This is a genomic window from Bradyrhizobium sp. BRP23 (assembly GCF_020194135.1).
GTDB classification, from domain to species: domain Bacteria; phylum Pseudomonadota; class Alphaproteobacteria; order Rhizobiales; family Xanthobacteraceae; genus Bradyrhizobium; species Bradyrhizobium yuanmingense.
Genome location: NZ_JADYVW010000004.1, coordinates 534,313 through 559,485 on the forward strand (window position 1 = coordinate 534,313; position 25,173 = coordinate 559,485).

General features: G+C 63.4%; 27 protein-coding genes. 11 read left to right on the forward strand and 16 right to left on the reverse strand.

Features of this window, described 5'->3' with window-relative positions; genetic code table 11:
- Positions 1-4: 4 nt before the first annotated feature.
- Positions 5-187 carry a hypothetical protein gene (locus I6F24_RS14115; RefSeq protein ID WP_028180446.1) on the forward strand — a complete coding sequence of 61 codons (183 nt, stop codon included), beginning with the start codon at positions 5-7 and terminating at the stop codon, positions 185-187.
- 7 nt (positions 188-194) lie between these two features.
- Here the strand turns inward: I6F24_RS14115 and I6F24_RS14120 are convergent, their stop codons facing one another.
- The 3 genes from I6F24_RS14120 to ykgO form a co-directional block, all read right to left on the reverse strand.
- Positions 195-455, reverse strand: a complete 261-nt coding sequence (locus tag I6F24_RS14120) for a hypothetical protein (RefSeq protein WP_225149335.1) — start codon at positions 453-455, stop codon at positions 195-197.
- Positions 456-579: 124 nt separating this feature from the next.
- Positions 580-1,215 carry a tetratricopeptide repeat protein gene (locus tag I6F24_RS14125; RefSeq protein ID WP_225149336.1) on the reverse strand — a complete coding sequence of 212 codons (636 nt, stop codon included), beginning with the start codon at positions 1,213-1,215 and terminating at the stop codon, positions 580-582.
- 120 nt (positions 1,216-1,335) lie between these two features.
- Positions 1,336-1,461 (reverse strand): type B 50S ribosomal protein L36, encoded by a 126-nt coding sequence (ykgO, locus tag I6F24_RS14130; protein WP_006611362.1) that lies wholly within the window; start codon positions 1,459-1,461, stop codon positions 1,336-1,338.
- Between the two features lie 340 nt (positions 1,462-1,801).
- Between ykgO and I6F24_RS14135 the strand changes: the two genes are divergently transcribed.
- Together I6F24_RS14135 and I6F24_RS14140 are read left to right on the forward strand one after the other, a co-directional pair.
- Positions 1,802-2,686, forward strand: a complete 885-nt coding sequence (locus tag I6F24_RS14135; protein WP_036021159.1) for an amidohydrolase family protein — start codon at positions 1,802-1,804, stop codon at positions 2,684-2,686.
- A 399-nt stretch (positions 2,687-3,085) separates the two neighbouring features.
- Positions 3,086-5,617 (forward strand): NAD-dependent epimerase/dehydratase family protein, encoded by a 2,532-nt coding sequence (locus I6F24_RS14140; protein WP_225149337.1) that lies wholly within the window; start codon positions 3,086-3,088, stop codon positions 5,615-5,617.
- 412 nt (positions 5,618-6,029) lie between these two features.
- Here I6F24_RS14140 and I6F24_RS14145 read toward each other — a convergent pair whose 3' ends face one another.
- On the reverse strand, positions 6,030-6,764 hold the full coding sequence (locus tag I6F24_RS14145; protein ID WP_225126554.1) for an SDR family oxidoreductase: 735 nt from the start codon (positions 6,762-6,764) through the stop codon (positions 6,030-6,032).
- Positions 6,765-6,924: 160 nt separating this feature from the next.
- Here I6F24_RS14145 and I6F24_RS14150 point away from each other — a divergent pair, with 160 nt between their 5' ends.
- The gene (locus I6F24_RS14150; RefSeq protein ID WP_036021178.1) at positions 6,925-7,296 is read left to right on the forward strand and encodes a helix-turn-helix domain-containing protein; all 372 of its coding nucleotides are present in this window, start codon (positions 6,925-6,927) and stop codon (positions 7,294-7,296) included.
- 126 nt (positions 7,297-7,422) lie between these two features.
- Here the strand turns inward: I6F24_RS14150 and I6F24_RS14155 are convergent, their stop codons facing one another.
- The 3 genes from I6F24_RS14155 to I6F24_RS14165 all read right to left on the reverse strand — a co-directional run bounded on the left by I6F24_RS14155 (position 7,423) and on the right by I6F24_RS14165 (position 8,898).
- On the reverse strand, positions 7,423-7,716 hold the full coding sequence (locus tag I6F24_RS14155) for a YrhB domain-containing protein (RefSeq protein ID WP_225149338.1): 294 nt from the start codon (positions 7,714-7,716) through the stop codon (positions 7,423-7,425).
- 263 nt (positions 7,717-7,979) lie between these two features.
- Complete coding sequence (locus tag I6F24_RS14160) at positions 7,980-8,645, reverse strand: CPBP family intramembrane glutamic endopeptidase (RefSeq protein ID WP_036021153.1); 666 nt, start codon at positions 8,643-8,645, stop codon at positions 7,980-7,982.
- A 19-nt stretch (positions 8,646-8,664) separates the two neighbouring features.
- Positions 8,665-8,898, reverse strand: coding sequence for a hypothetical protein (locus I6F24_RS14165; protein ID WP_035997430.1), 234 nt, complete (start codon positions 8,896-8,898; stop codon positions 8,665-8,667).
- A gap of 800 nt (positions 8,899-9,698) precedes the next feature.
- Here I6F24_RS14165 and I6F24_RS14170 point away from each other — a divergent pair.
- Complete coding sequence (locus I6F24_RS14170) at positions 9,699-10,430, forward strand: haloacid dehalogenase type II (RefSeq protein ID WP_225126556.1); 732 nt, start codon at positions 9,699-9,701, stop codon at positions 10,428-10,430.
- A gap of 39 nt (positions 10,431-10,469) precedes the next feature.
- Positions 10,470-10,937, forward strand: coding sequence for a YbaK/EbsC family protein (locus tag I6F24_RS14175; RefSeq protein WP_035997420.1), 468 nt, complete (start codon positions 10,470-10,472; stop codon positions 10,935-10,937).
- 6 nt (positions 10,938-10,943) lie between these two features.
- Here I6F24_RS14175 and I6F24_RS14180 read toward each other — a convergent pair whose 3' ends face one another.
- Complete coding sequence (locus I6F24_RS14180; protein ID WP_035997417.1) at positions 10,944-11,282, reverse strand: hypothetical protein; 339 nt, start codon at positions 11,280-11,282, stop codon at positions 10,944-10,946.
- 252 nt (positions 11,283-11,534) lie between these two features.
- On the opposite strand from I6F24_RS14180, the gene I6F24_RS14185 reads away from it, so the two are divergent.
- Positions 11,535-14,150 carry an autotransporter outer membrane beta-barrel domain-containing protein gene (locus I6F24_RS14185; RefSeq protein WP_225149340.1) on the forward strand — a complete coding sequence of 872 codons (2,616 nt, stop codon included), beginning with the start codon at positions 11,535-11,537 and terminating at the stop codon, positions 14,148-14,150.
- Between the two features lie 6 nt (positions 14,151-14,156).
- Here the strand turns inward: I6F24_RS14185 and I6F24_RS14190 are convergent, their stop codons facing one another.
- Both I6F24_RS14190 and I6F24_RS14195 read right to left on the reverse strand, forming a co-directional pair.
- Positions 14,157-15,146 carry a tripartite tricarboxylate transporter substrate binding protein gene (locus I6F24_RS14190; RefSeq protein ID WP_225126560.1) on the reverse strand — a complete coding sequence of 330 codons (990 nt, stop codon included), beginning with the start codon at positions 15,144-15,146 and terminating at the stop codon, positions 14,157-14,159.
- A 134-nt stretch (positions 15,147-15,280) separates the two neighbouring features.
- Positions 15,281-16,126, reverse strand: a complete 846-nt coding sequence (locus tag I6F24_RS14195; RefSeq protein ID WP_146207665.1) for a hypothetical protein — start codon at positions 16,124-16,126, stop codon at positions 15,281-15,283.
- A 255-nt stretch (positions 16,127-16,381) separates the two neighbouring features.
- On the opposite strand from I6F24_RS14195, the gene I6F24_RS14200 reads away from it, so the two are divergent.
- Complete coding sequence (locus tag I6F24_RS14200; RefSeq protein WP_036021169.1) at positions 16,382-16,639, forward strand: hypothetical protein; 258 nt, start codon at positions 16,382-16,384, stop codon at positions 16,637-16,639.
- Between the two features lie 114 nt (positions 16,640-16,753).
- On the opposite strand, the gene I6F24_RS14205 is transcribed toward I6F24_RS14200, so the two are convergent.
- Positions 16,754-17,689 carry a LysR family transcriptional regulator gene (locus I6F24_RS14205; protein WP_035997402.1) on the reverse strand — a complete coding sequence of 312 codons (936 nt, stop codon included), beginning with the start codon at positions 17,687-17,689 and terminating at the stop codon, positions 16,754-16,756.
- A gap of 115 nt (positions 17,690-17,804) precedes the next feature.
- Between I6F24_RS14205 and I6F24_RS14210 the strand changes: the two genes are divergently transcribed.
- Both I6F24_RS14210 and wrbA read left to right on the forward strand, forming a co-directional pair.
- Entirely contained in the window at positions 17,805-18,503 is a 699-nt protein-coding gene (locus I6F24_RS14210) for a pirin family protein (RefSeq protein WP_225126563.1), read from the forward strand.
- Positions 18,504-18,548: 45 nt separating this feature from the next.
- Entirely contained in the window at positions 18,549-19,148 is a 600-nt protein-coding gene (gene wrbA, locus I6F24_RS14215; protein WP_057028278.1) for an NAD(P)H:quinone oxidoreductase, read from the forward strand.
- A 66-nt stretch (positions 19,149-19,214) separates the two neighbouring features.
- Here wrbA and I6F24_RS14220 read toward each other — a convergent pair whose 3' ends face one another.
- Together I6F24_RS14220 and I6F24_RS14225 are read right to left on the reverse strand one after the other, a co-directional pair.
- Positions 19,215-20,099: a class I SAM-dependent methyltransferase gene (locus I6F24_RS14220; RefSeq protein WP_225126564.1), complete on the reverse strand. Its 885-nt coding sequence runs from the start codon at positions 20,097-20,099 to the stop codon at positions 19,215-19,217.
- A 102-nt stretch (positions 20,100-20,201) separates the two neighbouring features.
- Complete coding sequence (locus I6F24_RS14225) at positions 20,202-20,678, reverse strand: Lrp/AsnC family transcriptional regulator (protein WP_036021132.1); 477 nt, start codon at positions 20,676-20,678, stop codon at positions 20,202-20,204.
- Between the two features lie 121 nt (positions 20,679-20,799).
- Here I6F24_RS14225 and I6F24_RS14230 point away from each other — a divergent pair, with 121 nt between their 5' ends.
- The gene (locus I6F24_RS14230) at positions 20,800-21,339 is read left to right on the forward strand and encodes an alpha/beta hydrolase (RefSeq protein ID WP_225126565.1); all 540 of its coding nucleotides are present in this window, start codon (positions 20,800-20,802) and stop codon (positions 21,337-21,339) included.
- Between the two features lie 21 nt (positions 21,340-21,360).
- On the opposite strand, the gene I6F24_RS14235 is transcribed toward I6F24_RS14230, so the two are convergent.
- From I6F24_RS14235 to I6F24_RS14245, 3 genes are read right to left on the reverse strand one after another with little or no spacing between them, the layout of a single operon-like run.
- Complete coding sequence (locus I6F24_RS14235; RefSeq protein WP_225126566.1) at positions 21,361-22,506, reverse strand: GNAT family N-acetyltransferase; 1,146 nt, start codon at positions 22,504-22,506, stop codon at positions 21,361-21,363.
- A complete protein-coding gene (locus I6F24_RS14240) occupies positions 22,503-23,855 on the reverse strand; it encodes an O-antigen ligase (RefSeq protein ID WP_225126567.1) in 1,353 nt (450 codons plus the stop codon). The genes I6F24_RS14235 and I6F24_RS14240 overlap by 4 nt, the downstream gene beginning before the upstream one ends.
- A 3-nt stretch (positions 23,856-23,858) precedes the next feature.
- A complete protein-coding gene (locus I6F24_RS14245) occupies positions 23,859-24,962 on the reverse strand; it encodes a glycosyltransferase family 1 protein (RefSeq protein WP_225126568.1) in 1,104 nt (367 codons plus the stop codon).
- Between the last annotated feature and the right edge of the window lie 211 nt (positions 24,963-25,173).

A 25,173-nucleotide genomic window follows, 5' to 3' on the forward strand; every position in this document is an offset into this window, starting at 1 on the left:
TTCGATGAGCTTCAGATCGAACGATACTGCAATCGACGAAATCGTCGCGAGCTGCAACGGCGACCTGCGCGGTGCGGTGCGGGCGCTGCTCCTGATCAACGAGCATCTCGAGACCGAGCTGGCAAAGGCCTACGCCGCAGCCGCCGACCGCGGCCTGGTCGAGCGCGGCAGCAGCGTGCTGCATTAGGCGCAGCCTAGTTCGCCCCCTCCTCCTGCTTTTCTTCCTCGGGCGTGACCGGGGGACAGACGCGAATCGTCGAGCGCGCAAGCTTGGCATCGGCCCTGGACTTGTAGGGACCGTCGCCGAACCAGATGTCGCCAATGATGACTGGATTGCTGGTCACGATGGCGCATTTGCCGGTGGCACGGTTGCCGACCACCCAGAACAGTCCGTCGGCGAAGCTCACCGTTCCCGACGCGAGCAGCAATGTCGCTGCGACCATCAAACGCTTCATGGCTTTCGCTCCTGCCATGCAGGTAGGCCTGCAACAGGCCTTGCAATAGTCCTTGCAACGTCCCGGCGCGGATCGTGGTTAATCCGCGGCGGCCGCGATCGCTCAAGATATGATCGAGTTATAGCTAGATGTCGCGGCCTTCGACCTTTTCGGTCAGCGCCTTGACCTGGTCGGGGATCTTTTCCAGGTGCGGATTGACGGCGAGCGCCTTGCGGTAGGCCTCGAGCGCGCGCCTCTCGTCCCCGACCTCCTGCATGATCATGCCGAGGCCGGCGAGCGCGCCGAAATGGCGGGGCTCCCGGATCAGCACTTGCTGAATGTCCGCGAGCGAGCGGCCATAATCGTTCTGCATGTAATAGAGCGTCGCACGCCGGTTCCAGGCTTCGATGTAATCGGGCCTGAGCTTGATGATCGAATCCAGGAGCTTGATCGCGACGTCGATCTTCTTCGCATCGACGGCGGTCTTGGCGCGCGACATCAGGAGCGCGGCGGTGTCGCTCGGGGTCTGCAGCCAGATCGCCCAGATCCGCGCCTCGACGTGCTTGGCGCTGGCCTCGTCGGGCGCCGCTTTCAGCGCGCCGAACAGGAAATCGAGATTCTTGCTGCGGTCGACCTTCGGCAGCTTTGACGGCGCCTCCGGCAGCTTCTTCTGCTTGCCGGGCGGCTCGACCTGCTGGGCCAGGGCCGCCGGCGCAAGGCCGGCGGTTCCCAGCACGAGGGCCAGACACAGGGTGCGCGCGAAACGGAATTTCACTGCCATGGTGGAAGTCTAAACGCGCAAAGCCGCCCTTGCAAAGCAAAGGCGGCGTCAAACTCGTGTGAGACCGTGGTCTTGCGGGGCGCGCGAAGGCTCCCGGCAGGGCGTGATCAGCCGCTCAGATCAGCCCTGGCGCGCCTTGAAGCGGCGCTGCACCTTGTTGATCACATAGACCCGGCCCTTGCGGCGGACGAGGCGGTTGGCGCGATGGCGACCGCGCAGCGATTTCAGCGAGTTACGGACCTTCATGGCAGAATCCTGAACGTTCGAAAGGCCGTGTTCGGCACTACCGTTTCGGCACGCGCGAATGTGGCAAAATGAGATTTTTCCCGCTGGCGGACCGACCGCCCGGGACGGGGCGGTTCTTAAGGCATGGCGGGAGGTCATGTCAATGTTAACTCAGGCTCCCAACGAGCAAAACCGTGAAAACAACCCCATGCACAGTAGAAGCGGCCGGATCGGCCCGATCCGGCGCACTGGAGGTCAGGCTCGGCAAAGACTTTTGCCGCCTGCGCTTTCGCCGCCACCAGCGCCTTGCCAAATTCGTTATATCCTATAATCAATTCGGCAACCCGTCGGGAGGACACCCATGCCGAAGCTGAAGCTGCCTGATATCGACAAAGTCGTCGCCATCGACATCCACACCCATGCCGAGGAGCCCTGCGGCACCCATCCCGACGACGGCTATGACGATTTCCAGGCGCAGATGGCGGAGTATTTCAAGTCGCCGCACAAGCATCCGCCGACCGTGCCGGAGACCGCGGCCTATTACCGCTCCAAGAACATCGCTGCGGTGATCTTCCCGGTCGATGCAGAGCGCGAGACCGGCTTCCGCCGCTACAAGAACGAGGAGATGCTGGAGATCGCCTCCGAGCATCTCGACGTGCTCATCCCCTTCGTCTCGATCGACCCGCACAAGGGCAAGCTCGGGGCCCGCGAGGCACGCAAGCTGATCGAGGAATACGGCGTGCGCGGCTTCAAATTCCACCCGACCATGCAGGGCTTCTACGCCAACGACCGCATGGCCTATCCGCTCTATGAGGAGATCAACAATGGCGGCGCGATCGCGCTGTTCCACACCGGCCAGACCGGCGTCGGCTCCGGCATGCCCGGGGGCATGGGCATGCGGCTGAAATATTCCAACCCGATGTACATGGACGACGTCGCGGCCGATTTCCCCGACCTCAAGATCATCCTCGCCCACCCCTCCTTCCCCTGGCAGGAAGAGGCGCTCTCGGTCGCGACCCACAAGCCGAACGTCTACATCGATCTCTCGGGCTGGTCGCCGAAATACTTCCCGCCGATCCTGGTGCGCTACATCAACTCGATTCTGCAGGACAAGATGCTGTTCGGCTCGGACTGGCCGGTGATCACGCCGGACCGCTGGCTGTCCGATTTCGCCAAGATCGAGATCCGCGACGAAATCCGGCCGAAGGTGTTGAAGGCGAACGCGCGCAAGCTGCTGGGGATCTAGACGATCCGCTTCCATGAAACCGGCATGCAACTAGGTTTGGCCACGGGTACATCTCGGCTGGCGTAGCCTAGCGTATCCCTTCCATCTCTGGTCCGGATTCGGACGGCGCGTAGAGTACCTCGAACACGACGCGCGCCGCCTGCTCCGGATCCTCTGGGTACGTCAGAGCGACCGACATCGTACCCACAGTTCTTTCAGGCTGGCGGCCGGGCCGCGGTCCACATCGACCTCACGACGTTGTGTGATTCCACCCGATTCAAGCTTGGGCTGCTCACCAGCGGCGTCGAAGTAGGTGGATGGGACGCGTGATACTCCGGCGATCCAGGACGCAAAAGCAGGTTGGAGGAAACTTTTCGGGTACCCGGGTCGTTCGCTAAGACACGTTGAGCAGCGAATGCCATGTCTCGCCCCACCGTCCTGATCACCGGCAGCAGCGGCTTTCTCGGCCAGGCGATCGCGCGCGGCTTGATGGATCGTTACCAGGTCATCGGCCTCGATGTCAGCCGCCCTAAGAAGCCGTTGTCCGGCATCGAGACAATTGAGATCGACCTCACCTCGGATGCAATCGTGGCGAAGGCGCTGGACCAGGTTCGTGCGCGAACAGGCGGTCGGATCGCCTCGGTCATTCACCTTGCCGCCTATTACGACACGACCGGCGAAGACAACCCGAGATACGATGCCGTGACCGTTCAGGGAACGCGCCGACTGCTGGCGGCCCTTCAGGCATTCGACACGAAGCAGTTCGTCTTCTCGAGCACGCTGCTCGTGCATGCTCCTAGCTCAGCAAAGGGAAGAAAGATCGATGAAGATTCGCCGATCGAACCAGCTTGGGCCTATCCGCAGTCAAAGGCGAAGACCGAGACCCTGATCCTGAACGAGCATGGCAACATCAAGGTCGCGATCCTGAGGCTTGCAGGTGTCTATGACGAGGACTGCCGTGCGGCATTCATCGCGCAGCAGATCGCCCGCATCTTCGAGCGCTTGCCGACCGCTTATCTCTTCACCGGCGACATCACCACTGGCCAGCCCTATCTCCACAAGAACGACCTCGTCGAGGCCGTGGTACGCGTGGTCGATCGACGCAATGATCTTGCTGATGAAACGACACTGCTCATTGGCGAAGAGGAAACGCCGAGTTACGACGAGATGCAGAGGCGGATTGGCCAGCTTGTGCATGGGGAGAGATGGCGGACGATGTCCCTCCCGAAAGAGATGACGAAGCTCGGCACTTGGATGCAGGAGAAGGTTCTCGATCAGGATACCGACATCAAGTCGTGGATGATCGAGAATGCCGACGACCATTATGAGATCGATACTTCGCGAGCGAGGAGCCTATTGGGGTGGAAACCCCGACACAGTCTGACCGCCACGCTGCCCGAAATGATCCGGCGGCTCAAGGTCGACCCGACGGACTGGTACGAGACGAACAAACTTCATCCTGCGACGGTCGCCGCTTCCAAACCTGAGCTCGACCAGGCCGCGGAGAGACTGCGGCAATCGCTGGAGCCTTCGAAAGATGAGGTTGAGGCCGAGACGGAACGGCATCGGGCGCGCACGCTCTGGGCGCCGCTGACCAATGCAGCGATTGGACTGTGGCTCGTCGCCTCGCCTGTCACGCTTGGTCTCTTCGATCCATCCGCGGCGCCAATTCCGCCGGCGCTGGGACATGAGATCGCTTCGCCCGAGACACGTGACGGCAGGCTCGGCATCAGCGAGATCGTGTCCGGCATTCTTGTCGTCGCGTTCGCACTCATCGGCATGCGTCGGCGCTGGCGCTGGTTGCAGTGGCTCACCGCTGCCGTCGGCATATGGGTCATGTTCGCACCTCTCGTGTTCTGGACCACGAGCGCTGGAGCCTACGCCACCGATACGCTTGCTGGCATGCTGATCGTGACGCTCGCGGTGATGGTTCCTCCAACACCGGGCATCAGCCGCCAAGCCCTCGCCGCCGACGATGATCGCCCCCTCGGCTGGACCTACTCGCCATCCACATTCAGCCAGCGCCTCCACATCATTGCTCTGGCCTTTGTCGGCCTGTTCGTCTCGCGCTATCTCGCCGCCTATCAACTCGGTCATATCGACGGGTTGTGGGATCCTTTCTTCGGCCCAGGTGATGCAGCGGTCGCCAATGGCAGCGAGGCGGTGGTGACCTCCTGGGTCTCGAAGGGCTTTCCGGTCGCCGATGCCGGGTTTGGCGCCTTCGCCTACGCGCTAGATGCCCTGGCAGGCGCGATCGGCGACCGTCGCCGCTGGCGCACAATGCCATGGATGGTGATTCTGTTCGGCCTACTGGTTATCCCGCTCGGGCTCGTGAGCGTCAGCTTCATCATTATCCAGCCCCCTTTGATCGGTGCACTGTGTACGCTCTGCATCATCCAGGCCGCGATCACGATAGTGCTCATCCCCTATTCGATAGATGAGGTACTGGCGAGCTGTCAGTATCTTTGGGGCGCGAAGCAGGCGGGCCAGCCGTTCTGGCGCACTTTCTGGCGCGGTGGCCCGGCGCTCTCCGAGAAGCAGGCGCCGACGCCCGATCTCGACCGCCCGTTATCGGCGGTGCTGCGCGATATCGTCACCGGCGGCGTCAATTTTCCCTGGACGCTGGTCGCGAGCTCTTTCCTTGGAATGCTGCTGATGATCACGCCGCTTGCCTTCGGCACGAGCCCGATCCTCTATTTCAGCGACCATATCACCGGCTGCCTTGTCATCCTCGTCGCCGTTACGGCGATGGCGGAGGTGGCGCGTGCCGCGCGGTTCGCCAACGTCGCGCTCGGAGCATGGGTGGCAATCTCCCCCTTTGTCCTCGACGGCGCCACGACAATCGCGACGATAGCCAACGTTGCAACCGGTGTCCTCCTCATCGGGCTGAGCCTGCCACGCGGCACCCGTAGCGCCGCGCATTACGGCGGATGGGACCACGCAATAGTATGACGCAACGGCGGGCTCTGCGTGGGCGCCACCGAAGATGATGCGGGGAGCTTTCTCATGACGCATCTGATCGGACAGCGGCATCACGTATGGCTCGCCGAGTGCTTGATCGCTGCAACAACAGAGGTGCCCTCTCTCCCGCAGGCTTGCGGGAGCGAGTCGGGAGAGGGTGCTTCCGCAATGGGACAATCCCCAAGAGGACAAAGCCCTCACCCGGCGCCATAGCCGATGCGAAGCATCGGCGTCTTAGAGAACGGCGGCCAGAGGCCGCCTATGCCTCTCCGCAAGCGGGAGAGGTGAACGAGCCCCACCGATCAATTCAACCTAAAGCCATTTCGCTCTAAATCGTATCCTCATCGCAGCGCATGAGGGCTTCGATCCCATTGACCAAAGCCCTCGCACTCAGACGAAGGCTTCAGACTTGAGCCAAGCCTCCATCGACAAAGACCTCGCCGCCGGTCATGTAGCTGCTGTCCGAGGACGCCAGGAATGCGGCCACCGCGCCGGTCTCGCTGGGGTCGCCGACGCGCCCGATGGGCGTGGCGCTGCCGAGTGCATCGAACGCTTCCTCGCCCACGACCTCCAGCGCCAGCTCCGTCTTGGTCGGCCCCGGCGACAGCACGTTGACGCGGATGCCCGTGCCGCGCAGGTCCAGCGCCCAGCTGCGCGCCAGATTGCGGATTGCGGCCTTGGTCGCGCTGTAGATGCTGAACTGCGGCGTCCCCATCACGCCCGTGCTCGAGCCGGTCAGGATGATCGACGATCCCCTGCGCATCAACGGCAGGGCTTTCTGCACGGTGAACACCAGCCCCTTCACGTTGACATCGAAGATCTGATCATAGTGCTCGGGCGTGATCTGGCCGAGCGGCGCAAACGCGCCGGTCCCGGCATTGGCGAACAGAACGTCGACATTGCCGCGTTCGGCTTTCACCGTCGCATACAGTCGGTCGAGGTCGGACAGATCGGTGACCGAACCCCTGACGGCACGCGCCGAGGACCCCAGCTGCGCGAGCGCAGCATCGAGCGGCTCCTGCCGTCGCCCGAAGAGATAGACGAATGCGCCTTCATCGACGAACCGTTTGGCGGCTCCGAGCCCGATGCCCGTTCCGCCGCCCGTCACCACCGCCGTCTTGCCTTGTAGTCTGCTCATGATGTGCTCCTTCATTGAGGTTGCACTGAGCTGGCGGCGTACCCACCTATCGACAAGTATGCACCTTTTGGTAAGTGCCCAAAAAATGTCGTCAGATCGTTCAGACCTCATCTCCCCACCGGCGCAAGCCCAAGCAGACGTCCAACGTTGCACGCCGAATCTGCCCGGCTTCACCTGCGGCCTGGATGCGACCTTGCGGGTCGTCTCGGGCAAGTGGAAGCCGCTGATCCTGTACTTCGTCGCCCAGGACGGACCGACCCGTTACGGCGAGCTTCGGCGCGCCATACGCGACGTCAGCGACAAGGTGCTGATCCAGCAGCTCAAGGAGCTGGAGGCCGATGGCCTGGTGAAGCGGACCGACTACAAGGAGGTGCCGCCGCGGGTGGACTATAGCCTCACGCCTCTGGGCCAGAGCCTCGCCGAAGCGCTGGTGCCGCTCTGCACGTGGGGCACCGAGCACATGGCGGAGGTCAGCCGGGTGTTCGCAGAGCGGGCGACCTGGACGCGGCCAGGACGTCAGCCGACCGGCTAGCTCGCGCTACTCGTCGTCCGAAGTCTGCTCCGCCCCTGATAGCAGCGCGTTGCCGCAACTCGACTTGCGTCCGACTTGGGCCAGGAGCGGACATCAGCCGTACTGATGCGATAGTTGTCATCTCGGCTACCAAGTTGGAGGTTGCGGCGCACGTTGAAGGGAGGCCAGAGCGAGCGTTTTCTCGTACTCGTTCAGATGGTGCTCTAGCGGCCACGCCGTAGCCCCGACTATACGAAGTTCTAGCGTATCCCTGTCCACAATGATGGGCGCGTTTCCGACAAGTGCTGCCGAATCGTCACCGATATCTAGAAACTGTTTCGCTTCATAAAAGAATATCCAACCGTAAGGCTTTGCGACTGTAGATTCGCGCACTATGCGAGCCTGCCCCTCGCACGTGAGTTCGACCCATAGCGTTGCCAATGCTGCCGCCTTTTCAAAGTCCAGTCGTCTTCATCTCATGCTCTCGTAGAGAGTCGTCAGTTCGGCCCAAGCGGTGGGCATGATCTCTCCAAATACGCGATAAGACCGCAAGGTGGCGATGTCTGCAATGGGTCACGCCCGGAAGAACTCAGGTCGAGCATATCGGGTCCGCTACACCCCGAGCAGCTGACATCCGACGGAGGTATCGCGTCGACCCCTTCGGGCTAGGAGCAGTCGTATGACTTCCGAACCTGCAAGGCGCGTTAGGCGAAATTGATCAAATCTAGCAGGTAATGCGCGAGTGCCACCGGCCATAGCACACCCGACCGCCGCAGCATTAACATGAGGAAAAGGCCAACAGTAGCCGTAGAAAGGACATTACCAAGGCCGGCCCACCAATGAATTGCGCCGAACAAAACTGACGTCGTGAGAACGGCAAAGATGCCGTCACCCAGATAAGGCCGGAATGCTAGCCGGATGTATCGGCGAAATATGACTTCTTCGCTGATAGCTACCAAGGCTAAGCCAAAAAAAAGATCGAACGCTTTTAGCCATCCGGTCGGGTGCGGATATGCGCCGAGAACGGTTGTAGGGAATGCCGCATTGAGGAAAGATTGCGGCAACTGGACAAAGCGATCTAGCAAGCAAATTCCGACGATCCAAAGGACAATCTCAAAAAGTGAAATTTGACGTCCACCTGTTCGAAATGCAGCGATCCGAGCAGAAGGCACTGCCGCCAAAATGGTGAGAGCAGTGATCCGACCCACATAGTCCCAGAGAAGCCAACTTGCCGCTTGATGTTGATGCAGCCGCATAACTTGCGACGCAACTAGCGCTATAAGGGCGAGGACGAACCACCAAATCAACGGGCGCGTATCGGAGCGATTGCTCTCACGCTCTTTAGGCACGACGAAAGAGTGCTCTTCCATGCTCGATGAGATATTCGCTTTACGTTTTCACGGAGACGAATCCTTCGCTCCACGCGTCCTTGTCGATTTCCATCTCGCTGACTTGGAAATTATCGGGATAGTCGCGAAAGCCCTCAAAGCGCAGCTTGCGCAGTCTTGCTGCATCTGCTTCGGCCGCGCTGCTATAGACCCCGACGAGTTTATCTTCGGTATCATTCTCATCCAGAGCATCTTCGCGCGGATAGCTATGCCAGAGCAGGAAAACTGTGCGCATTTGTGTAAGGGCCATAACCGCGTGATTGCTTACGTCAGTTCGTCCAACCACCGCTGAGCCAATTTCGGCTCACCCGGAGTGTTTGAAAGGCGAGAGCCCATCTGCAGGAACCGCTCGTGGAGCTGGAAGGGTTCAATGCCGCACTTGTGGCGCAGGCGCTCGATTTTGGAGCCTAATTCAAGGAGCTCCTCCCGTGCGGGGTCGCGCAAACCAACTCGTTCGTACGAGCCGAAGAGTCCCCACTGTCCCTTAGCGCACCCCTGTAGTGCCGACAGAAGCAACTCCCTGTACGAAGCTTCAAGGGCCGCGAGCTGTCGTTCATACGAGGGTCTCATCGGCTCGAATAGGTTCTCGGGTCAAAGAATGCAGCGAGAGCGGAGACGACAGCGACAACGGCCAAGAACAGTACCGTGGTAGGATCGATGAACAGATACAAGACTGCCAGTATTCCGGCGACGGTCAGAGCTGGTCCAATGAGCGCAGGGTGCGTCTTAAGCCAGTTGATCACACTGTGGCGGACCTGAGGGACGTAGGCCGTAGCCGCGAGGAGAGCGACAAGTACAACAAGCCATTTCGGCATGGGACGAAGCGCCTTATTTGCCCTGCAACTACAATAGCTAAGCACGTCTGCATGAAGAATAGAGTTCAAATTATAGCGACTACCCCGCAATGTCTGTCTTGGGTCACAAGCTGCCGATCACACCTGCAGTGGCAGACGTCCGCTTTGCTCTGGTAAGCTGACGAATTATACGCACGCCCCAATCGGAGTTCTTGTGACCACAACCCCGGAAGGACAGCCGATGCCCATCAAAGCCGTCGTCTTCGACGCCTATGGCACGCTCTATGACATCCAGTCGGTCGCTGACGTCACTGAGGATGCGTTTCCCGGCTACGGCGAGATCATCACGCAGGTCTGGCGCATCAAGCAGCTTGAATACACCTGGCTGCGCTCGCTGATGCAAGCTTACCAGGATTTTGACGCGGTCACGCGCGACTCGCTCGCCTATACGCTGCGTGTGCTCGGACTCGCCTATGAGAGCGAGGCATTCGAGCGCGTCATCGAGAAATATCTGCATCTCGATCTCTATCCGGATGCGGCCGAAACGCTCGCGGCCCTGAGACCGCGCAAGCTCGCCATCCTCTCCAACGGCAGCCCGGACATGCTCAATGCGCTGGTACGCAATTCCGGGCTCGACCGCCTGCTCGATGCCACCATCAGCGTCGACGCGAAAAAGATCTTCAAGCCGAGCCCACAGGCCTATGAGCTGATCGGCGAGGTGCTCGGCACCGCGCCTGATGAGGTTCTGTTCGTCTCCTCCAATCCCTGGGACGCCGCCGGGGCAAAATCGTTCGGACTGAAGGTTGCCTGGATCGAGCGGGTGACGCCCGAAGCGATGGCGCTGGCTTGCGTCGAGAACGAACTCGTGGCACCGCTCACCATGTTCAAGGCGATCCGCACCCAGATGGACGAGCTCGGCTTTGCGCCGGATCATCGCGTCCGCGCCCTCTCCGAGCTGCCGGGAATCGCTTAGGGGTCGTCGCCCGCTGTAAGATTGGATGAGCTGCCCGGAATGAGCCTGGAATCCGTTCGCGCCTTCTTCGCCGAGAAAGCCCCCGACATTTCCGTCATCGAATCCCCGATCAGCTCCGCGACCGTGGCGCTGGCGGCCGAAGCCTATGGCGTCGAACCCGGAATGATCGCCAAGACGCTGTCGTTGCGGATCGGCGAGCGCGTGATCCTGATCGTCGCGGCCGGCACCTCGCGCATGGACAACAAGAAGGTGAAGGCGCAGTTCGGCGGCAAGCCGAAGATGCTGGGTCTGGAGGAAGTCGCCGACATCACCGGACACGAGGTCGGCGGCGTCTGCCCGTTCGGCCTGAAGTCGCCGCTGCCGATCTATTGCGACATCTCGCTGAAGGCATTCGACGTCGTGGTGCCGGCTGCCGGCTCGACCCATAGCGCGGTGCGCATCACACCGGAGCGGATGGCCGAGCTGACCGCGGCTGAATGGGTCGACGTCTGCGAGCACAGGCCCTGAGCGGCGCTATTCGTCCTCGTCGTAAGGCCGCTGTGGAGGCGGCGGAGCAATGTAGCGTGGTGGCGGTGCGGCCCGGCCGCGCGGAACCTGTTGCTGCGGCGGCATCTGGTTGCTGGACTGGAACACCGCACGGCAGCCGCTCGAAAGCTGTGGCGTATTCTGCTGCAAGCAGGCCACGATGCGGTTCACGTCGGGAATCTGATCGCTGCACAGGCGCCACACATCAGGTGTGCAGGCCATCTGCTGTTCCATCGTGCCGCGGTATTCCTGCGCGGATGCAGCGCTGTGCGCCATGATGCCGCCGACCGCAAGCGCCACACCTAGCGCGATCCGCTCTGTTCGCATGTCCAGATCCTTCCCAAGTCTCTCGAATTCTCTTCAATCAATGAGACGCGAGCTTGTTCTGGACCAACAACAAAATGTGAAAAGCGCGACTGGAACCATGGCAGCTCCCGCTGACGCCTTGGTCCGTGGCGCCCCAGCAACAGGGCAGAAGCAAACCGGCCTCTTGCGCCTTTCGCCATAAGGCATTTCGCCTGACGCCAAGAATCATCACGGCGCTCCCGCTAGCAATGGGCTGCAATGAGGGGAATGTCGATGCCGACTGCAAGACCGGTCTGTGCGCAAAACGTCGCCACGGCCGCAATCTTTCGCCGCAAGCTGCTGGTCACCACCGCGCTGGCGCCCCTCGTGCTGGCCTTCCTGGTCCTGACGTCCAGCCCGGCGCGCGCCGCCTGCACCGTGGCCGGCACCGGCACGATCGGCGCACTCAATTCGGGCGATGTCGCAACCTGCACCGGCCTCGGCAACACCGATCACATCAACGCCACCGGCGGCACCAACGTCACCGTCAATGTCGGCGACGGCACCACGACATCGCTGCTGCCCGGCGCCGGCATACCTGCGATCGTTTTCGACGCCACCATCGCCTCGCATGTCACCGTCAACAATCAGGCGACAGTCTCGACCTCCAGCGGAGCGGTTCTGCTCTCCAACGGATCGACCCACAACAATGTGACGGTCGCCGCCGGTGCGATCGCGGAGGGTACGGGCAACGCCGAAGCAGCCATCGTCATCGACAATTCGAACGACAACCTCCTCAACATTCGCGGGACGGCCGTCGGCACCGGAGGAAACACGACGGGACTGCGGATCAGCGGGACGTCGAGCGGCAATGTCGTCCTCGTCTATGACAGCGGATCGATCGGCGGCGGCCATACCGGCGTGCAATTCATCGCCGGCGGCAATTCGCTCGTCAATGGCGGCACGATCTCCGGCGGCTTCTTCCTCGCCATCCAGGGCTCTTCCGGCAGCGACACCATCTTCAACGCCGGCACCATCTCGGGCGGCGGCAGCGGAGCGATCGAGCTGAATGGCGGCGATGATCAGCTCGGCCTCGCGCCGGGCGCGACGATCACCGGGAATGTTCGCGGCGGGAGCGGTACCGATACGCTGAACTTCGGCAGCATTGGCAGCGCCATGTTCGACCTCGGCAATCTCGGCCCCGGCCTGCAATATGACGAGTTCGAGCAACTGAAGAAGAACGGCAACTCCGTCTGGACGCTGACCGGCACCACCGCCTTCAACGGCGCGACGACAGTGGACGCGGGCGGCCTGGTCGTGAACGGCACATTGCCCTCGGTCGTCACGATCAATGGCGGCTATCTCGGCGGCACCGGCACCGTCGGCGGACTCGTCGTCAACAATGGCGGCATGGTCGCGCCCGGCAATTCGATCGGGACGCTCAACGTCAACGGCAACGTCGCCTTCAATGCCGGCTCGACCTTCCAGGTCGAGATCAACCCCGGCGGCCAGTCCCACAGGATCGCAGCGACCGGGACCGCCACGCTCAACGGCGGTACGGTGCAGATCGTGCCGCTCGGCGCAGGCTTTATCGCCAACACGCAATACACCATCCTCACGGCGGCGGGCGGCGTCAGCGGCACGTTCGCCGCGCTCACGAGCTCTAGCAGCCCGCTAGTCACAGGGCAGCTCAGCTATGACGCCAACAACGTCTACTTCCTGCTGCAGCAGATCGGCGGCTTCGGAACGTTGTCGGGGCTGACGCCGAACCAGGCCGCGGTGGCCGGCGCACTCGACCAGGTACAGCTCGGCGGCGCATCGGGACCGCTGGCCACTGCGATCAACACACTCGCCGCGCTCAATACGCCAGGCATCAAGGCCGGCCTCGACGACCTGGCCGGTCAAATCCACGCCGATGGACGCCGCTTCGTTGCGGATCAGGCCGACATGTTCCAGAGCTTCATGTGGAATGCCGGGACGCAGTCGCGCGGCGAGACCGTTCGGATGACCGCGTCCGCCTACGCGCCGGAGCCCAGGGACCCGATCGGCAAGGCGTTGAACCGCCGCCGCGCGGCGCCGATGCAGAGCGTCTGGTTTGGCGGCTATGGTAATTGGGACAAGGTGGCCGCGAGCGACATTGCCTTCGGAACCAACACGACCATCGCCGGCGCCGCGCTCGGTGCCGACCTCTGGCACATGCCGGGCTTTACGGCAGGCCTCGCGGTCGGCGCATCGACCGGCCAACTGCGAATGACCGGCCGCGCCGACCGTATCGAGGCCAATGCCGGGCATGCCGGCGTCTACGCGCGCGGCGAAGCCGGCGGCTTCAATCTCGCATCGGCGATCAGCTATTCCTTTGCGGCGCTCGACTCCTCGCGCACGATCGCGTTCCTCGGCGAGACGGCAACTGCCGCCTCGCGTGCAAACACCTTTGCCGCTTCGCTGGGCATCTCGCGGCCGTTCCAGACCGGATGGGGTCTTGTCGCCGAGCCCTTTGCCAAGGCTGATTGGTACGCGACACGCCAGGGCAGTTTTTCAGAGGCAGGTGCGCCGGGGGTCAATCAGCTGGTGCGAGGCGGCAGTTTCGACCTCGGCTATGGCACGGCCGGCCTGCGCGGCAGCCAGCGCATGATGATGCCGAATGGCCACGCGGCACAGTTCGGCGCGACCATTGCCGTTCGTCATGAGTTTACCGGCAGCGCGGCAACCACGACGGCGGCGCTGGAGGGCGCACCCGGCATTCCGTTCGCGATCACCGGCGTCGAGCGCGCGCGCACGGTGGCGCTTGCCGGCGCCGAAATCCGGTGGGACCTGACGACCGCGACATCGTTCAAGGCCTCGTACGAGGGCGCGTTCGCGCCGGGATACGACCGTCACACGCTGCGCGGCCTGGTCCGCAGCGAATTCTGAACGGCCCTACTCCACCTTGCCGATCTTCTTCACCGCCGCGATCAGCCGCTTGCTGTCGGTCGCGACGAACTCAGAGAAGGCCGGCGCGTCCTGATAGGCGACGAGGCTGCCCGAGGTCTCGAATGCCTTGAGCACATCAGGGCTCGTCATCACTTGCGTCATCGCCTCGCGCAGGCGGATCGCGATCGGCGCAGGGAGAGCGCTCTGCGCGAACAGCCCGGCCCAGATGTAAAACTCGACATCCTTGTAGCCGAGCTCCTGGAAGGTCGGCACATCAGGGAAGCTCGCGATGCGCTGCGCGCCGCAATTGCCGAGCACGCGCAGCTTGCCATCGTCGACCTGCGGTTTCAGCGTGCCGGGTGCGGCGGCGATCGCCTGCACGGTGCCGCCGAGGATCGCAGTCAGCGCAGGACCTGCGCCGCGGAACGGCACGTGCAGCAGCTTGATGCCGGCGCTGCTCGCGAACATCTCCATGGCCACATGCAGCGTGCCGTACGGCCCGGACGAGCCATAGGCGATCTGGCCCGGCCGCTTCTTCGCATCCTCGACGAAATCCTGCGCGGTTCTCCAGGGCGCCGAGGCCGGCACCGCGAGCAGCGTGGGATCGGCGAGCACGCGCGCGATCGGCATGAACTGCGAGACCTCGTAGGCGACGGGTCGGTCGAACAGCCGGTCGGCCTCGGGGAGCACCGCGAGCGAGGACAGCGTCATCAGCAGCGTGTAACCGTCGGGCTCGGCACGCGCGGCCGCGGCATTGCCGACCGATCCGCCGCCGCCTCCCGCCCGGTTGTCGACGATCACAGGCTTGCCGAGGATCCGCTCCAATGCCGTCGCGACCGGTCGCGCAGCGAGATCGGCCTGTCCGCCGGCCGGGAACGGAACGATCATGGTGATGTTGCGCGAGGGGTAAAGAGCTTGGGCAAAGCTTGATCGAGAGCAAGCGGCCTGTGCTAGGGGCAGCACGGCAGCGGCCTTCAGAAGTTCGCGGCGGTTCATTGGTGGGTACCTCCCCGATTGTTTTCGTGATTGGGAGGGAGCCTAACCGGAATGGATTGTGTTGCGATAGCCGTGCGCTTGCACCCTCCCCGGCGGGGCCTGGAGGGGGCGGCCGGTTGGCCGCATCTCCCCAACTACTGCGACTGCAACAGGGTGGGCAGGCTCTTGTCGAGGACGTTGCCGAGCAGTTGCCGCGTCGACGCGCGCATCACTGGATTGTTGGCGGCTTCCGGCGGTTCTGGCCACTGCGCCCAATCGATACGCAGCGTCGGCGGCCCGGTCATAAAGTTGCTTCCGCTGATCGAGCCTTCGCCGCTCTTCAGAATATCGAAGCTTTGCCCGTCATGAACGTAGATCCGTATGACCGCGTAGATGTCGGCGATGTCGTACAGCGGGCTGACCTTCATGACACCGATGCCGAAGAATCCACCCTGGCGTATTCCCTTGATCACGACGACATAGCGTTTGCATCCGGCCTGACCGGCAACTTGGCGGACGATGGCGCCGGCCTTGTCGCTGCGAACGAACATGCCAAGCCCGGGATCGTAGGAACTGAATGCGGATCTATCGGCAGCGATCCTGCGGACGACAAAACCAGAGCCGACCGCGGCCCTCACACGTTCGACAACGAGGTCATCGAGCCCGAAACCGTCGACCGGAACCTCCTTGTTCTCGTTGCCGAACACGGTCACGCCGATCTTCTTCACGATGAAGCGATCGCCCAGCAGCGATATCACGCCGACGCACGGTCCTGCAGCTTGCGGCGTGGACTGCGAAGCAGGTGCCGGCTTGGGAGGCGCGTTCTTTGCCGGCTTGGCAACCGTCGCCGGCTGGTTGGTTTGCGCCTGCGCGGGGCCGGCCAGGCACAGTGCGAAGAGGAAGAGGCAAATAAGACGAAGCATCATGTAGCGGTCGTCGGGTTGTTGAGAAACGGGAAGCAGGAAACAGAACGCGGCGCGGGTATAGACAACAAAGTTCATGACCGCAACGCGAGGGCCCTAGCGTTTCTTCAACTTGGCAAACTGCCTGGGCAAAAACTCCGTCAGCGGCAATGCCGCAGCCGCACGCAAGAGACCGCGTCGATCCATGATTTGCCCTCGCCTGATTTTCTTGTTTCGCTGCCAGGCTAACGCGCCAGGCGGCAAGAACAAGACGTTTACGAACCGTTAGCCATATCGGGCTCCTTCAGGAACGCATGTCCGGGCCCGCTGTTGCCTTCCCAGGGAGAGTGGATGATGCGGAATCTGGCGACTATCGACGTTGCGCTGGACGAGATGCTGGTGAATCTCGCAGCGATCGTGTTGCGGCTTTCGACGCCCGAATTGACGGGAACGCCGGAAGCGCGGCGCGCGCTGGCGCGATCCGTCCATCAATATGGTGTGTGTGCGGCGCGGTCGAGCGACCCACGCGTTCACGAATTGAAGGCGCAATTGGAGGGGACGCTGAAGCCAAGCCTGCGCGTCGTCGCGATCCATGGCGTGAAGGTGTCGTAGTTCGTCATTGCGAGGAGCTCTTGCGACGAAGCAATCCAGAATCTCTCCGAGGAGACATGCTGGATTGCTTCGCTGCGCTCGCAATGACGGAGAGCGTTGAAGCCGCGCGCGCTCCTACGACGCTTTGCTTTTCCCGCGCGGCCGCCGCTTGCATGTGCCCGGCAGCTTCGCTGCCAGGAAATCGGCGAGCGCTTCGACGCGCGCGGGGCGGGGGCCGCCGGGCGGGGTAACGAGGTGCACGGCGCCTTCGGCCTGCTTCCAGTCCTTCAGGATGACTTCGACCTCGCCCGACGAGATCGCCTCGCCGACGATGAATTCCGGCAGCTCGGCGATGCCGAGCCCCGCGATCAACGCCGGCATCACGGCTTCGCCGTTGTTGACGCGAAGCTGGCCGCCCGGGCGCACGCTGGCCTGCTCGCCGGCCGAATTGGTGTAGTGCCAGGCGTTGGGCGTGGAGAGATAGGCGTAGCTGAAGCATTTGTGCGCGGCGAGATGCATCGGGTGCGTCGGCCGGCCGTGCTTCTTGAGATAGGACGGCGCGGCGACCGTGTAGCGCGGCATGGTGAAGAGCCGCCGCGCGATCAGCGAAGAGTCCGGCAGCCGCGCGATCCGCACCGCCATGTCGAAACCTTCGCCGATCAGGTCGACGGTCGCATCGCTCAAATGCAGATCGACGGAGACTTCCGGATAGGCCTGGAAGAACTCGGGCAGCAGCGGCGCCACCGCCTTGATGCCGAACGTCATGGGGACGGCGAGCCGCACCAGGCCGCGCGGCGCCACCGACTGCGCCAAGGCCTCGTTCTCAGCGGCCTCGCCGTCAGCCAAGAGGCGCGTCGCGCGTTCGGCCAGCTTGTGGCCGGCATCGGTCAGCGCGAGCCGGCGCGAGGTGCGGTTGAACAGCCGCGCGCCGAGCCGCTCCTCCAATCGCGTGACCGCCTTGGACACCGTGGCCTTGGACATCCCAAGCTCGCTCGCAGCCCCCGCAAATGATCGCAGCTCCACGACTTTGGCGAAGATCGCGAGCGCTTCGAAATCTGGAAGTTTTGCCATGGCAGCCGGTCCTGATGGGGCATTTAAGGAAACAATGCGTTTCGACAGTTTCTATTTCTATACCACAGGCGAAGGCTTATCCAACAGGTCAATCCGACATCAAGGAATTGCACAGATGATCGAACTCAGACCTTTCGAAAAGCTCGGCGGCGCCGATCACGGCTGGCTCAAGGCCAAGCATCATTTCTCGTTCGCTGGCCATTACGACCCGAACAACATGGGCCACGGCGCCTTGCGGGTGTGGAATGACGACGAGATCGCGCCGAACACCGGCTTTCCCGCCCATCCCCACGCCAACATGGAGATCATCACCTATGTGCGCGAGGGCGCGATCACCCATCAGGACAGCCTCGGCAACGAGGGCCGCACCGAAGCGGGCGACGTGCAGGTGATGAGCGCCGGCAGCGGCATCCGCCACTCCGAGTACAATCTCGAGCCGACCAGGACGCGGATCTTCCAGATCTGGATCGAGCCGGCGATGCGCGGCGGACAGCCGACCTGGGGCTCGAAGCCGTTTCCGAAGGCAGACCGCTCCGGCAGGCTCGTCACCATCGCGAGCGGCTTTGCGGGCGACACGGACGCACTGCCGATCCGCGCCGATGCCCGGGTGCTCGCCACCACGCTGAAGGCGGGCGAGAGCGCGGAGTATGAGCCGCAGACGTCGCGGCATCTCTACCTGGTGCCGGCGGCAGGCGTTGTCGAGGTCAACGGCGTCCGCGTCAATGCCCGCGACGGCGCCGCGATCCGCGACGAGGCCAAGCTGAAGATCACGGCGCTCGAAGATTCCGAGCTCGTGCTCGTCGACGCGGCGTGACGAACAAGCAACCAATCACCTCACCCAATCCCAACGGAGACCACCATGACCAAAGTTCTCGTCCTCTATTATTCCGCCTATGGCCATATCGAGGCGATGGCCAATGCCGTCGCCGAAGGCGCGCGCGAGGCCGGCGCGACCGTTGACATCAAGCGCGTGCCCGAGCTGGTGCCGGCCGAGGTCGCGAAAGCCTCTTACTACAAGCTCGACCAGGCCGCGCCGGTCGCCAAGATCGAGGACCTCGCCAATTACGACGCGATCATCGTCGGCACCGGCACCCGTTTCGGCCGCATGGCCTCGCAGATGGCGAACTTCCTCGACCAGGCCGGCGGGCTCTGGGCCAAGGGCGCGCTGCACGGCAAGGTCGGCGGTGCCTTCACGGCCACCGCGACCCAGCACGGCGGCCAGGAGACCACGCTGTTCTCGATCATCACCAACCTGCTGCATTTCGGCATGGTCGTGGTCGGCATGAACTACGGCTTTGCCGGCCAGATGAAGCTCGACGAGGTCACGGGCGGTGCGCCCTATGGCGCCACCACGATCACCGGCGGCGACGGCAGCCGCCAGCCCAGCGCCAACGAGCTTGCCGGCGCGCGTTATCAGGGCCGCCAGATCGCGGAGACCGCCAAAAAGCTGCATGGCTGATGCAACCCGGGCGGCATTCTCAGTCGGGGAATGCCGCCCCAATCCGGAATTGGGATACGGTCACCGCTAAATCTGCGTGATGTCGGCGTGAGGCCGAACCGGCTCCGTCGGTAGAGGTGCGGGCGCCGTCGAAAGCCACCAGCCCTCGCCGGCAAACCAGCATGTCTCGTCGGGGACGCCCTCTCTCCGCAACGACTGCACCCCTTCCCAACCTTTCGTGAACGCCTCGCCCAATCGCCCGCCGGCCTCGGCATCCTGCAATCCCGCGCAGCCGATGAATTGGGCGCGGCTGAGGAATTTCGCCGGCCAGATCGCACCGTCATCCGGCCGCGTGATCATCAACATGCCGCCGTACATGCCTTCGGGCGCGAGCGGAAACACCAGCCGCCCGCCGGGCCGCAGCGCATCGAGCCATTCCGCCGCCGGCTGCGCCGCGCCCGCGCAGACATAGATCACGTCGGCCTCCGGCAGATCCGCCGCGATGCCCGAGCGTCCGCGCACGTCCACATGGGCGACGTCCTTCAGATTGTCGCGCGCAAGTCCCACCAGACGTTCATCGATCTCATAGGCGTGAACGCGACCGTCGGGACCGACGAGATGCGCGAGAATTGCGGTGTAATAGCCGCTGCCGGCGCCGATCTGGACCACGGTCTCGCCTTCCTTCACGGCGCAGCCGTTGAGCCAGTAGGCGTGCGCACCGGGCATTCCGATATTGAGACCGCGCGCCGGGTCCAGCGCCAACAGCGCGTTCTGATAGAGGAAGGCGGGATCATCGTCAGGCGTGACCACATAGGGATGACCGCCGAGACAGATCGACCACGGCCCGGGCCCGGCGAACGGCTCGCGCCTGATGGTCCGAAAGGCCTGTTCGAGGCGAGGGTCTGCAGCCTTCGCAGCACCGCAAATCAACTGCGCATAGAATGCACGATATTTTGCCGAACGGTCTTCCATGTCGCCTCCGCGGAATGGAAGCGACGATAACACAACGAGGACGATCATCGGAAGGCTTGCGCAATCGCGGCCTTTGTGACGGCGCCGTGACGTAGCCACGCCTCAACTCCGTTCCATTTTCTTCCTGACGAGGTCCTTGCCGATCGGCCGCACGGGTTCGCTCCGTAGCACCAGCGAGGTCGTCACAGCACCAAAACCGGCGATGCGATCCACGATGGTCTCGAGATCCTCCGGCGCCGGAACGAGCACCTTGAGCACGAAACAGTCATCGCCCGTGACGCGATGGACTTCGATGATGTGAGGGATTTCGCTGAACCGCTTGAGGCAGGTCTTAATGTGCTCGTGCGAGGTGCGCAGGCGCACCAGCGCCATCAGGCCGAGCCCGAGAGCGCGCGGGTTGATGCGGGCGCCATAGCCCTCGATGATGCCGGCTTCCTCGAGCCGCTTGACGCGTTCGGACACGGCCGGCTGGGACAGCCCGACGGAACGGCCGAGCTCGGACAACGGTACGCGCGCATTGGCCTGCAGCGCCTCGAGGATCTTCAAATCCTTGGCATCGATGCTCCCGAAGCGATCCAAACTCAATTCTCCGTTCCACCTTGAGATCATCGGCAGATGGTCGATTTCGCCGATGACTTGCCATGTGATGCAGGACCGCGATCGGTCACACTGCGGTCAACTCAGATATCACGGGACGTTCATGCACGACATCATCACATTGCCCGGGCTCGGCGGCTCCGGAGATACCCACTGGCAGACGCTATGGGAGCGCGCTGACGCGCGCTTCACGCGATTCCAGCCGGCGAGCTGGGACCAGCCGGAGCTCGACGACTGGGAGCAAGCCCTGGAGCACGTGGTCGCGCGCTGCGCCAGGCCGCCCCTCCTGGTCGCACACAGCCTCGCCTGCCTTTTGGTGGCGCACTGGGCCGCGCGCTTCCCTTCCGCGATTGCGGGCGCCTTTCTGGTCGCCGTGCCCGATCCCGATGGCGGCCATTTTCCCGCGGAGGCCGCAGCGTTCAAGCCGGTCCCCGGCGGCGCGTTGCGCTTTCCCGCGCTGATCATCTCGAGCACGAATGATCCATATGGAGCGCTCGAGGTGACACGGCGGCGGGCGCAGGACTGGCAGTCCGGCCTGATCGTGCCGGGCGCGCTCGGCCACATCAATGCCGCGAGCGGGCTCGGCGACTGGCCGCAAGGACGCGCGTTGCTGGATGCTTTCCGGGCGGGCCTTCCGAGGTGATGGCGAAACAGACGGCGCCCGTCAGCGCGCTCCCTTGCCCATCGCCCTCGCCGCGAGGGAGGCGAGCTTCGGATAGCGCCGAAGGCCCTGCGCGGCGTGATCGCGCCAGGCGAAGGGCAGACCGCGCCAGGACAGCGCGACGCTGACATCGGTCAGCGGCACCCTCTCGGCGCCGAGGCGCCGCTTGTAGTCCTGATTGCCGATGCTGAGGTCGAAACGGCGCAGGCCTTGCGCATGCAGCGCCGCCAGGGTGCGCTCGGTGACGAGCAGACCCGGCGAGCAGCTCGACCATTGATCGCCGCCATGGCTGATGCGCAGCAGGACATAGGTCGCGCCATGCTTGACGCCGAGCGCGGTGGCGACAATGCCTTCCTCGCACACCAGTGCCGAGACCATGGCATGACCTCCCGCGAGGCCCCGGCGGACGACCTCGCGATAGAATCGCGCATGTGTCTCGTCGTTGAGAACGAACCGCGAGCCGAGCTTTTGCATGCGTGCCTGCTGCTGGAGATCCATCACGTCCAACAGCTCGTGCGCACGCCCGACATCGGCGGCGATCTCGAACCGCGCACCGGCAAGACGGCTGAAGACCCGCCAGCAGCGCGGCATCTGCAGGCGCTTGATCGCGGCCTGATAGCCGCCATAGTCGTCGCCCATCAACACGAGATTGCCGTTGAGCGAGGAGGATCCGATTCGGCCGAGCGATACCAGCGGGTTCGGCTTGCCGCCGACCTCCGCCGGCATCTTCTTCAGGCGGAGCAGATCGAAACGGTCGGGCAGAGCGCGTAGCGCGCCGATCAGCGCCGTGTTGATCGCGTCCGTCGCGCCCGCATCCAACGCGGCATCGAGCGCCAGGATCGGTGCGTTGTTGTCGGAGACGCCGAGGTCCGCGAACTCGACGATGCGGATGCCGCGCCTGACATGGCTGATCATCGGCACGATTGCGATGTCCTTGCCGGTGGCAGCATCGGAGATCACGGCGATCAGTGGCGCGACGTCGTGAAACGACTCGTACCAGGCGCCGAGCCAGTTAGCATGCTGGAAGGCGGTGCGGTGCCCGGCGCTCAGGCGCGAGGCCGCGTGCCGCCAGTCACGCAGGAAATCGACCGCGATGGCCGACGCGCTGGACGCAAGATCGTCGGGCTGATCAACGCTGAGGAAGGTCATGCGCGGGGCTCGGTCTGCTCGATGCATTGGAACCTCGCCAGGAAGTGCAGGCCGGCCACCGCCAGCGCGAACATGAACCAGATCGGATTCTGTCGTTCGAGCAGGAAGGTCTCGGTGGCACCGTAGTACAGGCCGAACAGCCACACGGTCAGGAACAGCTTGGCCAGTGCGCCACTGCGGCTGTGAGCCTGCGCCGTCTGGAAATTGCGGAGCGGGGCGAGCACGAAGATGAGGATCACCAGCAGCAGCCCCGGCAGACCGATCGTGACCGCGAGATCGAGGTAGCTATTGTGGCTGTGCGCCGCCGATGTCGCCCATTCGGCTCCTTCCGCGGTGGCCCGCGCACTCACGTCGTCCCAGAACGCAGAATAGCCGTGGCCGATGATCGGCTTCTCCGCGACGGCCGCGAGCGCGAAGTCCCAGATCGCGGAGCGTCCGGTGAAGGTGGGATCGAGCGGAAGCAGCCGTGTCATCGCCGCCAGCACCGGACTGACGACACTGCCGACGGTCAACAGGTTCATCGCAACCAGCGGCACGAAGCAGATGAGCCGCTTCAGCCACAGGCTTGGCGTGACATAGACCAGCGAAGCGAGCACGTAGATCGCAAGGCACAGCACCGAGGACGTCTTGCCGCCGGTGAAGATCAGGAAGGTGCCGGCCAGCACGGCGATCACAGGCCCCATCACGAACGAGCCGACGGCGGACAGGTAGATGCCGACATAGACCAGGATGGTCATCACGGCGGAGGCGATATTCTTGTGGCCAAAGCTGCCGCGCCAGTCGCCGGCAAGCTGCGGCTCGGTGACGTCGAGCGCCGTGTGGACCGCATATTGCGGCGCGAGGAAGACGCCGAGATAGCACAGCGCGAGCAGCACGAGCGCGGCGCCGCCCAGGCAAAGGTTGAAGCTGCGCCGCGTCGGCGGCAGCAATGGCAACACGATGGCGAGCGACGTCACGCTGACCGTGAGCACGAATCGCTGCATCGAAACGCCGCGGCTTTCCGAGAACACGATGTTGATCACAAGCCAGACCAGCAGGCAGAGATGCAGCGGCGTCACCAGGCTCTTCAGCGCGAGCGCATCGGTGGCAGCGACACACAGTATAGCTACCGCAGCCAGCAGACCCCAGGCGATATAGGTCAGCGCCATTCGTCCGCCGACGACCATGGTGACGTCGGGATTGCGCAGGTCCGGGAACGGATCGAGTGTCACCAGCACCAGCAGCAGCGCCCCGACCGCGACGAGGCAGCGCGCCACCTGCACGGCATCGAGCCCTGCGAGGCGATCACGCAGGATATGGCCGAACGATCGGGCCCCGACGTCGGTCATGTTGGCGGCACTGCGGTCCATGGCTCAAGACATTCGGTAACGCCAGTGAAGCTTGGGGTCGCGGCTCAACCCTTCCGAGGCTTCGTCAACGGGTCTTGCGGAGGTCTGCGACATCGCGGGCTGCCGCATGATGCTCCGCGCGATCTCGTAATATTGCAGCGCCCGTTGCTCCAGCGTGAGATTGTCCAGGATGTAGCCGCGCGGATCGAACGCGCCCGCGGTGCACCCGGCCCAGAAATTGTCCCAGCCCGTCTCGAAGCCGGCGATGTCGGTGAACTTGACCCCGCAGCGTTCGTCCCAGTACGGCACCGACGACACCGGCGCGAACTGCACGCGATGCGGATAATAGTCGGGGTCGCGCCATGGCCCGCCCGGATCCCAGGCAAACACCGGCACGCCGCAGGACAAGGCCTGCTGATAGGCGATGCCCTGGCTCTCGCTTTGGCACAGGAAGATCATCGCGCGCGAACGCGCGAGCGCCGCCTGAAAATCGGCTTCCTTGTAGCTGCCGTAGCGCAGCTCCGTGAACGAGCGGCCTTCCTTGACGAGCCGGGCGCGCACGGGCTCAATCATCTCCGACGCGTAGCGCTCGCGGTCCCAGTGGACCTTGTCGTAGATCAAGACATCGACGGTCTTTTGCGCTCGAGCCGACGGCGCCCAGAGATTCGTGTCGATGCCGACAGGCCAGGCCTCGGTCTCGGGCCAATATGGCCGGTACATATCGACGTACCAGGGACCGGGCACCACGACCTTCTTCACCGGCAGACGCTTGAATAGATCAGGGTCGTCGAGCGGATGATTGTGGACGGCAGCGCCGAGCAGGATCGGGTTCTTCCATAGGAACTTGTCGAGCAGGAACGTGCGCCCGACGATACAGGCAAGCTCGTGGGGATGTTCCGCGATGTAACCGTAATCGTTGACGCGGTAGCGGATGCCGAGCCGGTCGAGCCCCGCACAGAGATTGAGGAACACGCGCAGCTGGCCACTCATGCGCGGCTCGCCGAGCAACAACCGGCGGGCGATGCGACGCAGATGCCTGTCGCCCGGAAACCAGCGGTCATCCTTGTCCTCGTAAAAGAGGTTCAGGATCATCGTATCGGGGGCGTGTTCGAACGTGTTTGCGGGCACGGGATTCCATCCGCGGCAGTCCGATGCGCATTCTCGCACGAGGCAGTCCGCCGCACTCTTCCAAATTTGCCACAGGCTTAATGCCAGCGGCTTAACGTTATTCTACGAAACCGGCGGCACACGGCCCTTCTCGGCAACGGTTCGAGCGGAATGCGAGTATCATGCGCGCACGCCGGACTTGCAGATCGCCAGCATTACCAGCGCGGCACAT

Coding starts and splice junctions, on each gene's coding strand:
- I6F24_RS14175 (WP_035997420.1), top strand. CDS start 10,470: ATGAGCCTGGAATCCGTTCGCGCCTTCTTCGCCGAGAAAGCCCCCGAC.
- I6F24_RS14115 (WP_028180446.1), top strand. CDS start 5: ATGAGCTTCAGATCGAACGATACTGCAATCGACGAAATCGTCGCGAGC.
- I6F24_RS14235 (WP_225126566.1), bottom strand. CDS start 22,506: ATGACCTTCCTCAGCGTTGATCAGCCCGACGATCTTGCGTCCAGCGCG.
- I6F24_RS14165 (WP_035997430.1), bottom strand. CDS start 8,898: ATGCGCACAGTTTTCCTGCTCTGGCATAGCTATCCGCGCGAAGATGCT.
- I6F24_RS14240 (WP_225126567.1), bottom strand. CDS start 23,855: ATGGACCGCAGTGCCGCCAACATGACCGACGTCGGGGCCCGATCGTTC.
- I6F24_RS14160 (WP_036021153.1), bottom strand. CDS start 8,645: ATGGAAGAGCACTCTTTCGTCGTGCCTAAAGAGCGTGAGAGCAATCGC.
- I6F24_RS14210 (WP_225126563.1), top strand. CDS start 17,805: ATGATCGAACTCAGACCTTTCGAAAAGCTCGGCGGCGCCGATCACGGC.
- I6F24_RS14230 (WP_225126565.1), top strand. CDS start 20,800: ATGCACGACATCATCACATTGCCCGGGCTCGGCGGCTCCGGAGATACC.
- I6F24_RS14200 (WP_036021169.1), top strand. CDS start 16,382: ATGCGGAATCTGGCGACTATCGACGTTGCGCTGGACGAGATGCTGGTG.
- I6F24_RS14180 (WP_035997417.1), bottom strand. CDS start 11,282: ATGCGAACAGAGCGGATCGCGCTAGGTGTGGCGCTTGCGGTCGGCGGC.
- I6F24_RS14125 (WP_225149336.1), bottom strand. CDS start 1,215: ATGGCAGTGAAATTCCGTTTCGCGCGCACCCTGTGTCTGGCCCTCGTG.
- ykgO (WP_006611362.1), bottom strand. CDS start 1,461: ATGAAGGTCCGTAACTCGCTGAAATCGCTGCGCGGTCGCCATCGCGCC.
- wrbA (WP_057028278.1), top strand. CDS start 18,549: ATGACCAAAGTTCTCGTCCTCTATTATTCCGCCTATGGCCATATCGAG.
- I6F24_RS14120 (WP_225149335.1), bottom strand. CDS start 455: ATGAAGCGTTTGATGGTCGCAGCGACATTGCTGCTCGCGTCGGGAACG.
- I6F24_RS14135 (WP_036021159.1), top strand. CDS start 1,802: ATGCCGAAGCTGAAGCTGCCTGATATCGACAAAGTCGTCGCCATCGAC.
- I6F24_RS14170 (WP_225126556.1), top strand. CDS start 9,699: ATGCCCATCAAAGCCGTCGTCTTCGACGCCTATGGCACGCTCTATGAC.
- I6F24_RS14190 (WP_225126560.1), bottom strand. CDS start 15,146: ATGAACCGCCGCGAACTTCTGAAGGCCGCTGCCGTGCTGCCCCTAGCA.
- I6F24_RS14205 (WP_035997402.1), bottom strand. CDS start 17,689: ATGGCAAAACTTCCAGATTTCGAAGCGCTCGCGATCTTCGCCAAAGTC.
- I6F24_RS14195 (WP_146207665.1), bottom strand. CDS start 16,126: ATGAACTTTGTTGTCTATACCCGCGCCGCGTTCTGTTTCCTGCTTCCC.
- I6F24_RS14220 (WP_225126564.1), bottom strand. CDS start 20,099: ATGGAAGACCGTTCGGCAAAATATCGTGCATTCTATGCGCAGTTGATT.
- I6F24_RS14185 (WP_225149340.1), top strand. CDS start 11,535: ATGCCGACTGCAAGACCGGTCTGTGCGCAAAACGTCGCCACGGCCGCA.
- I6F24_RS14145 (WP_225126554.1), bottom strand. CDS start 6,764: ATGAGCAGACTACAAGGCAAGACGGCGGTGGTGACGGGCGGCGGAACG.
- I6F24_RS14140 (WP_225149337.1), top strand. CDS start 3,086: ATGTCTCGCCCCACCGTCCTGATCACCGGCAGCAGCGGCTTTCTCGGC.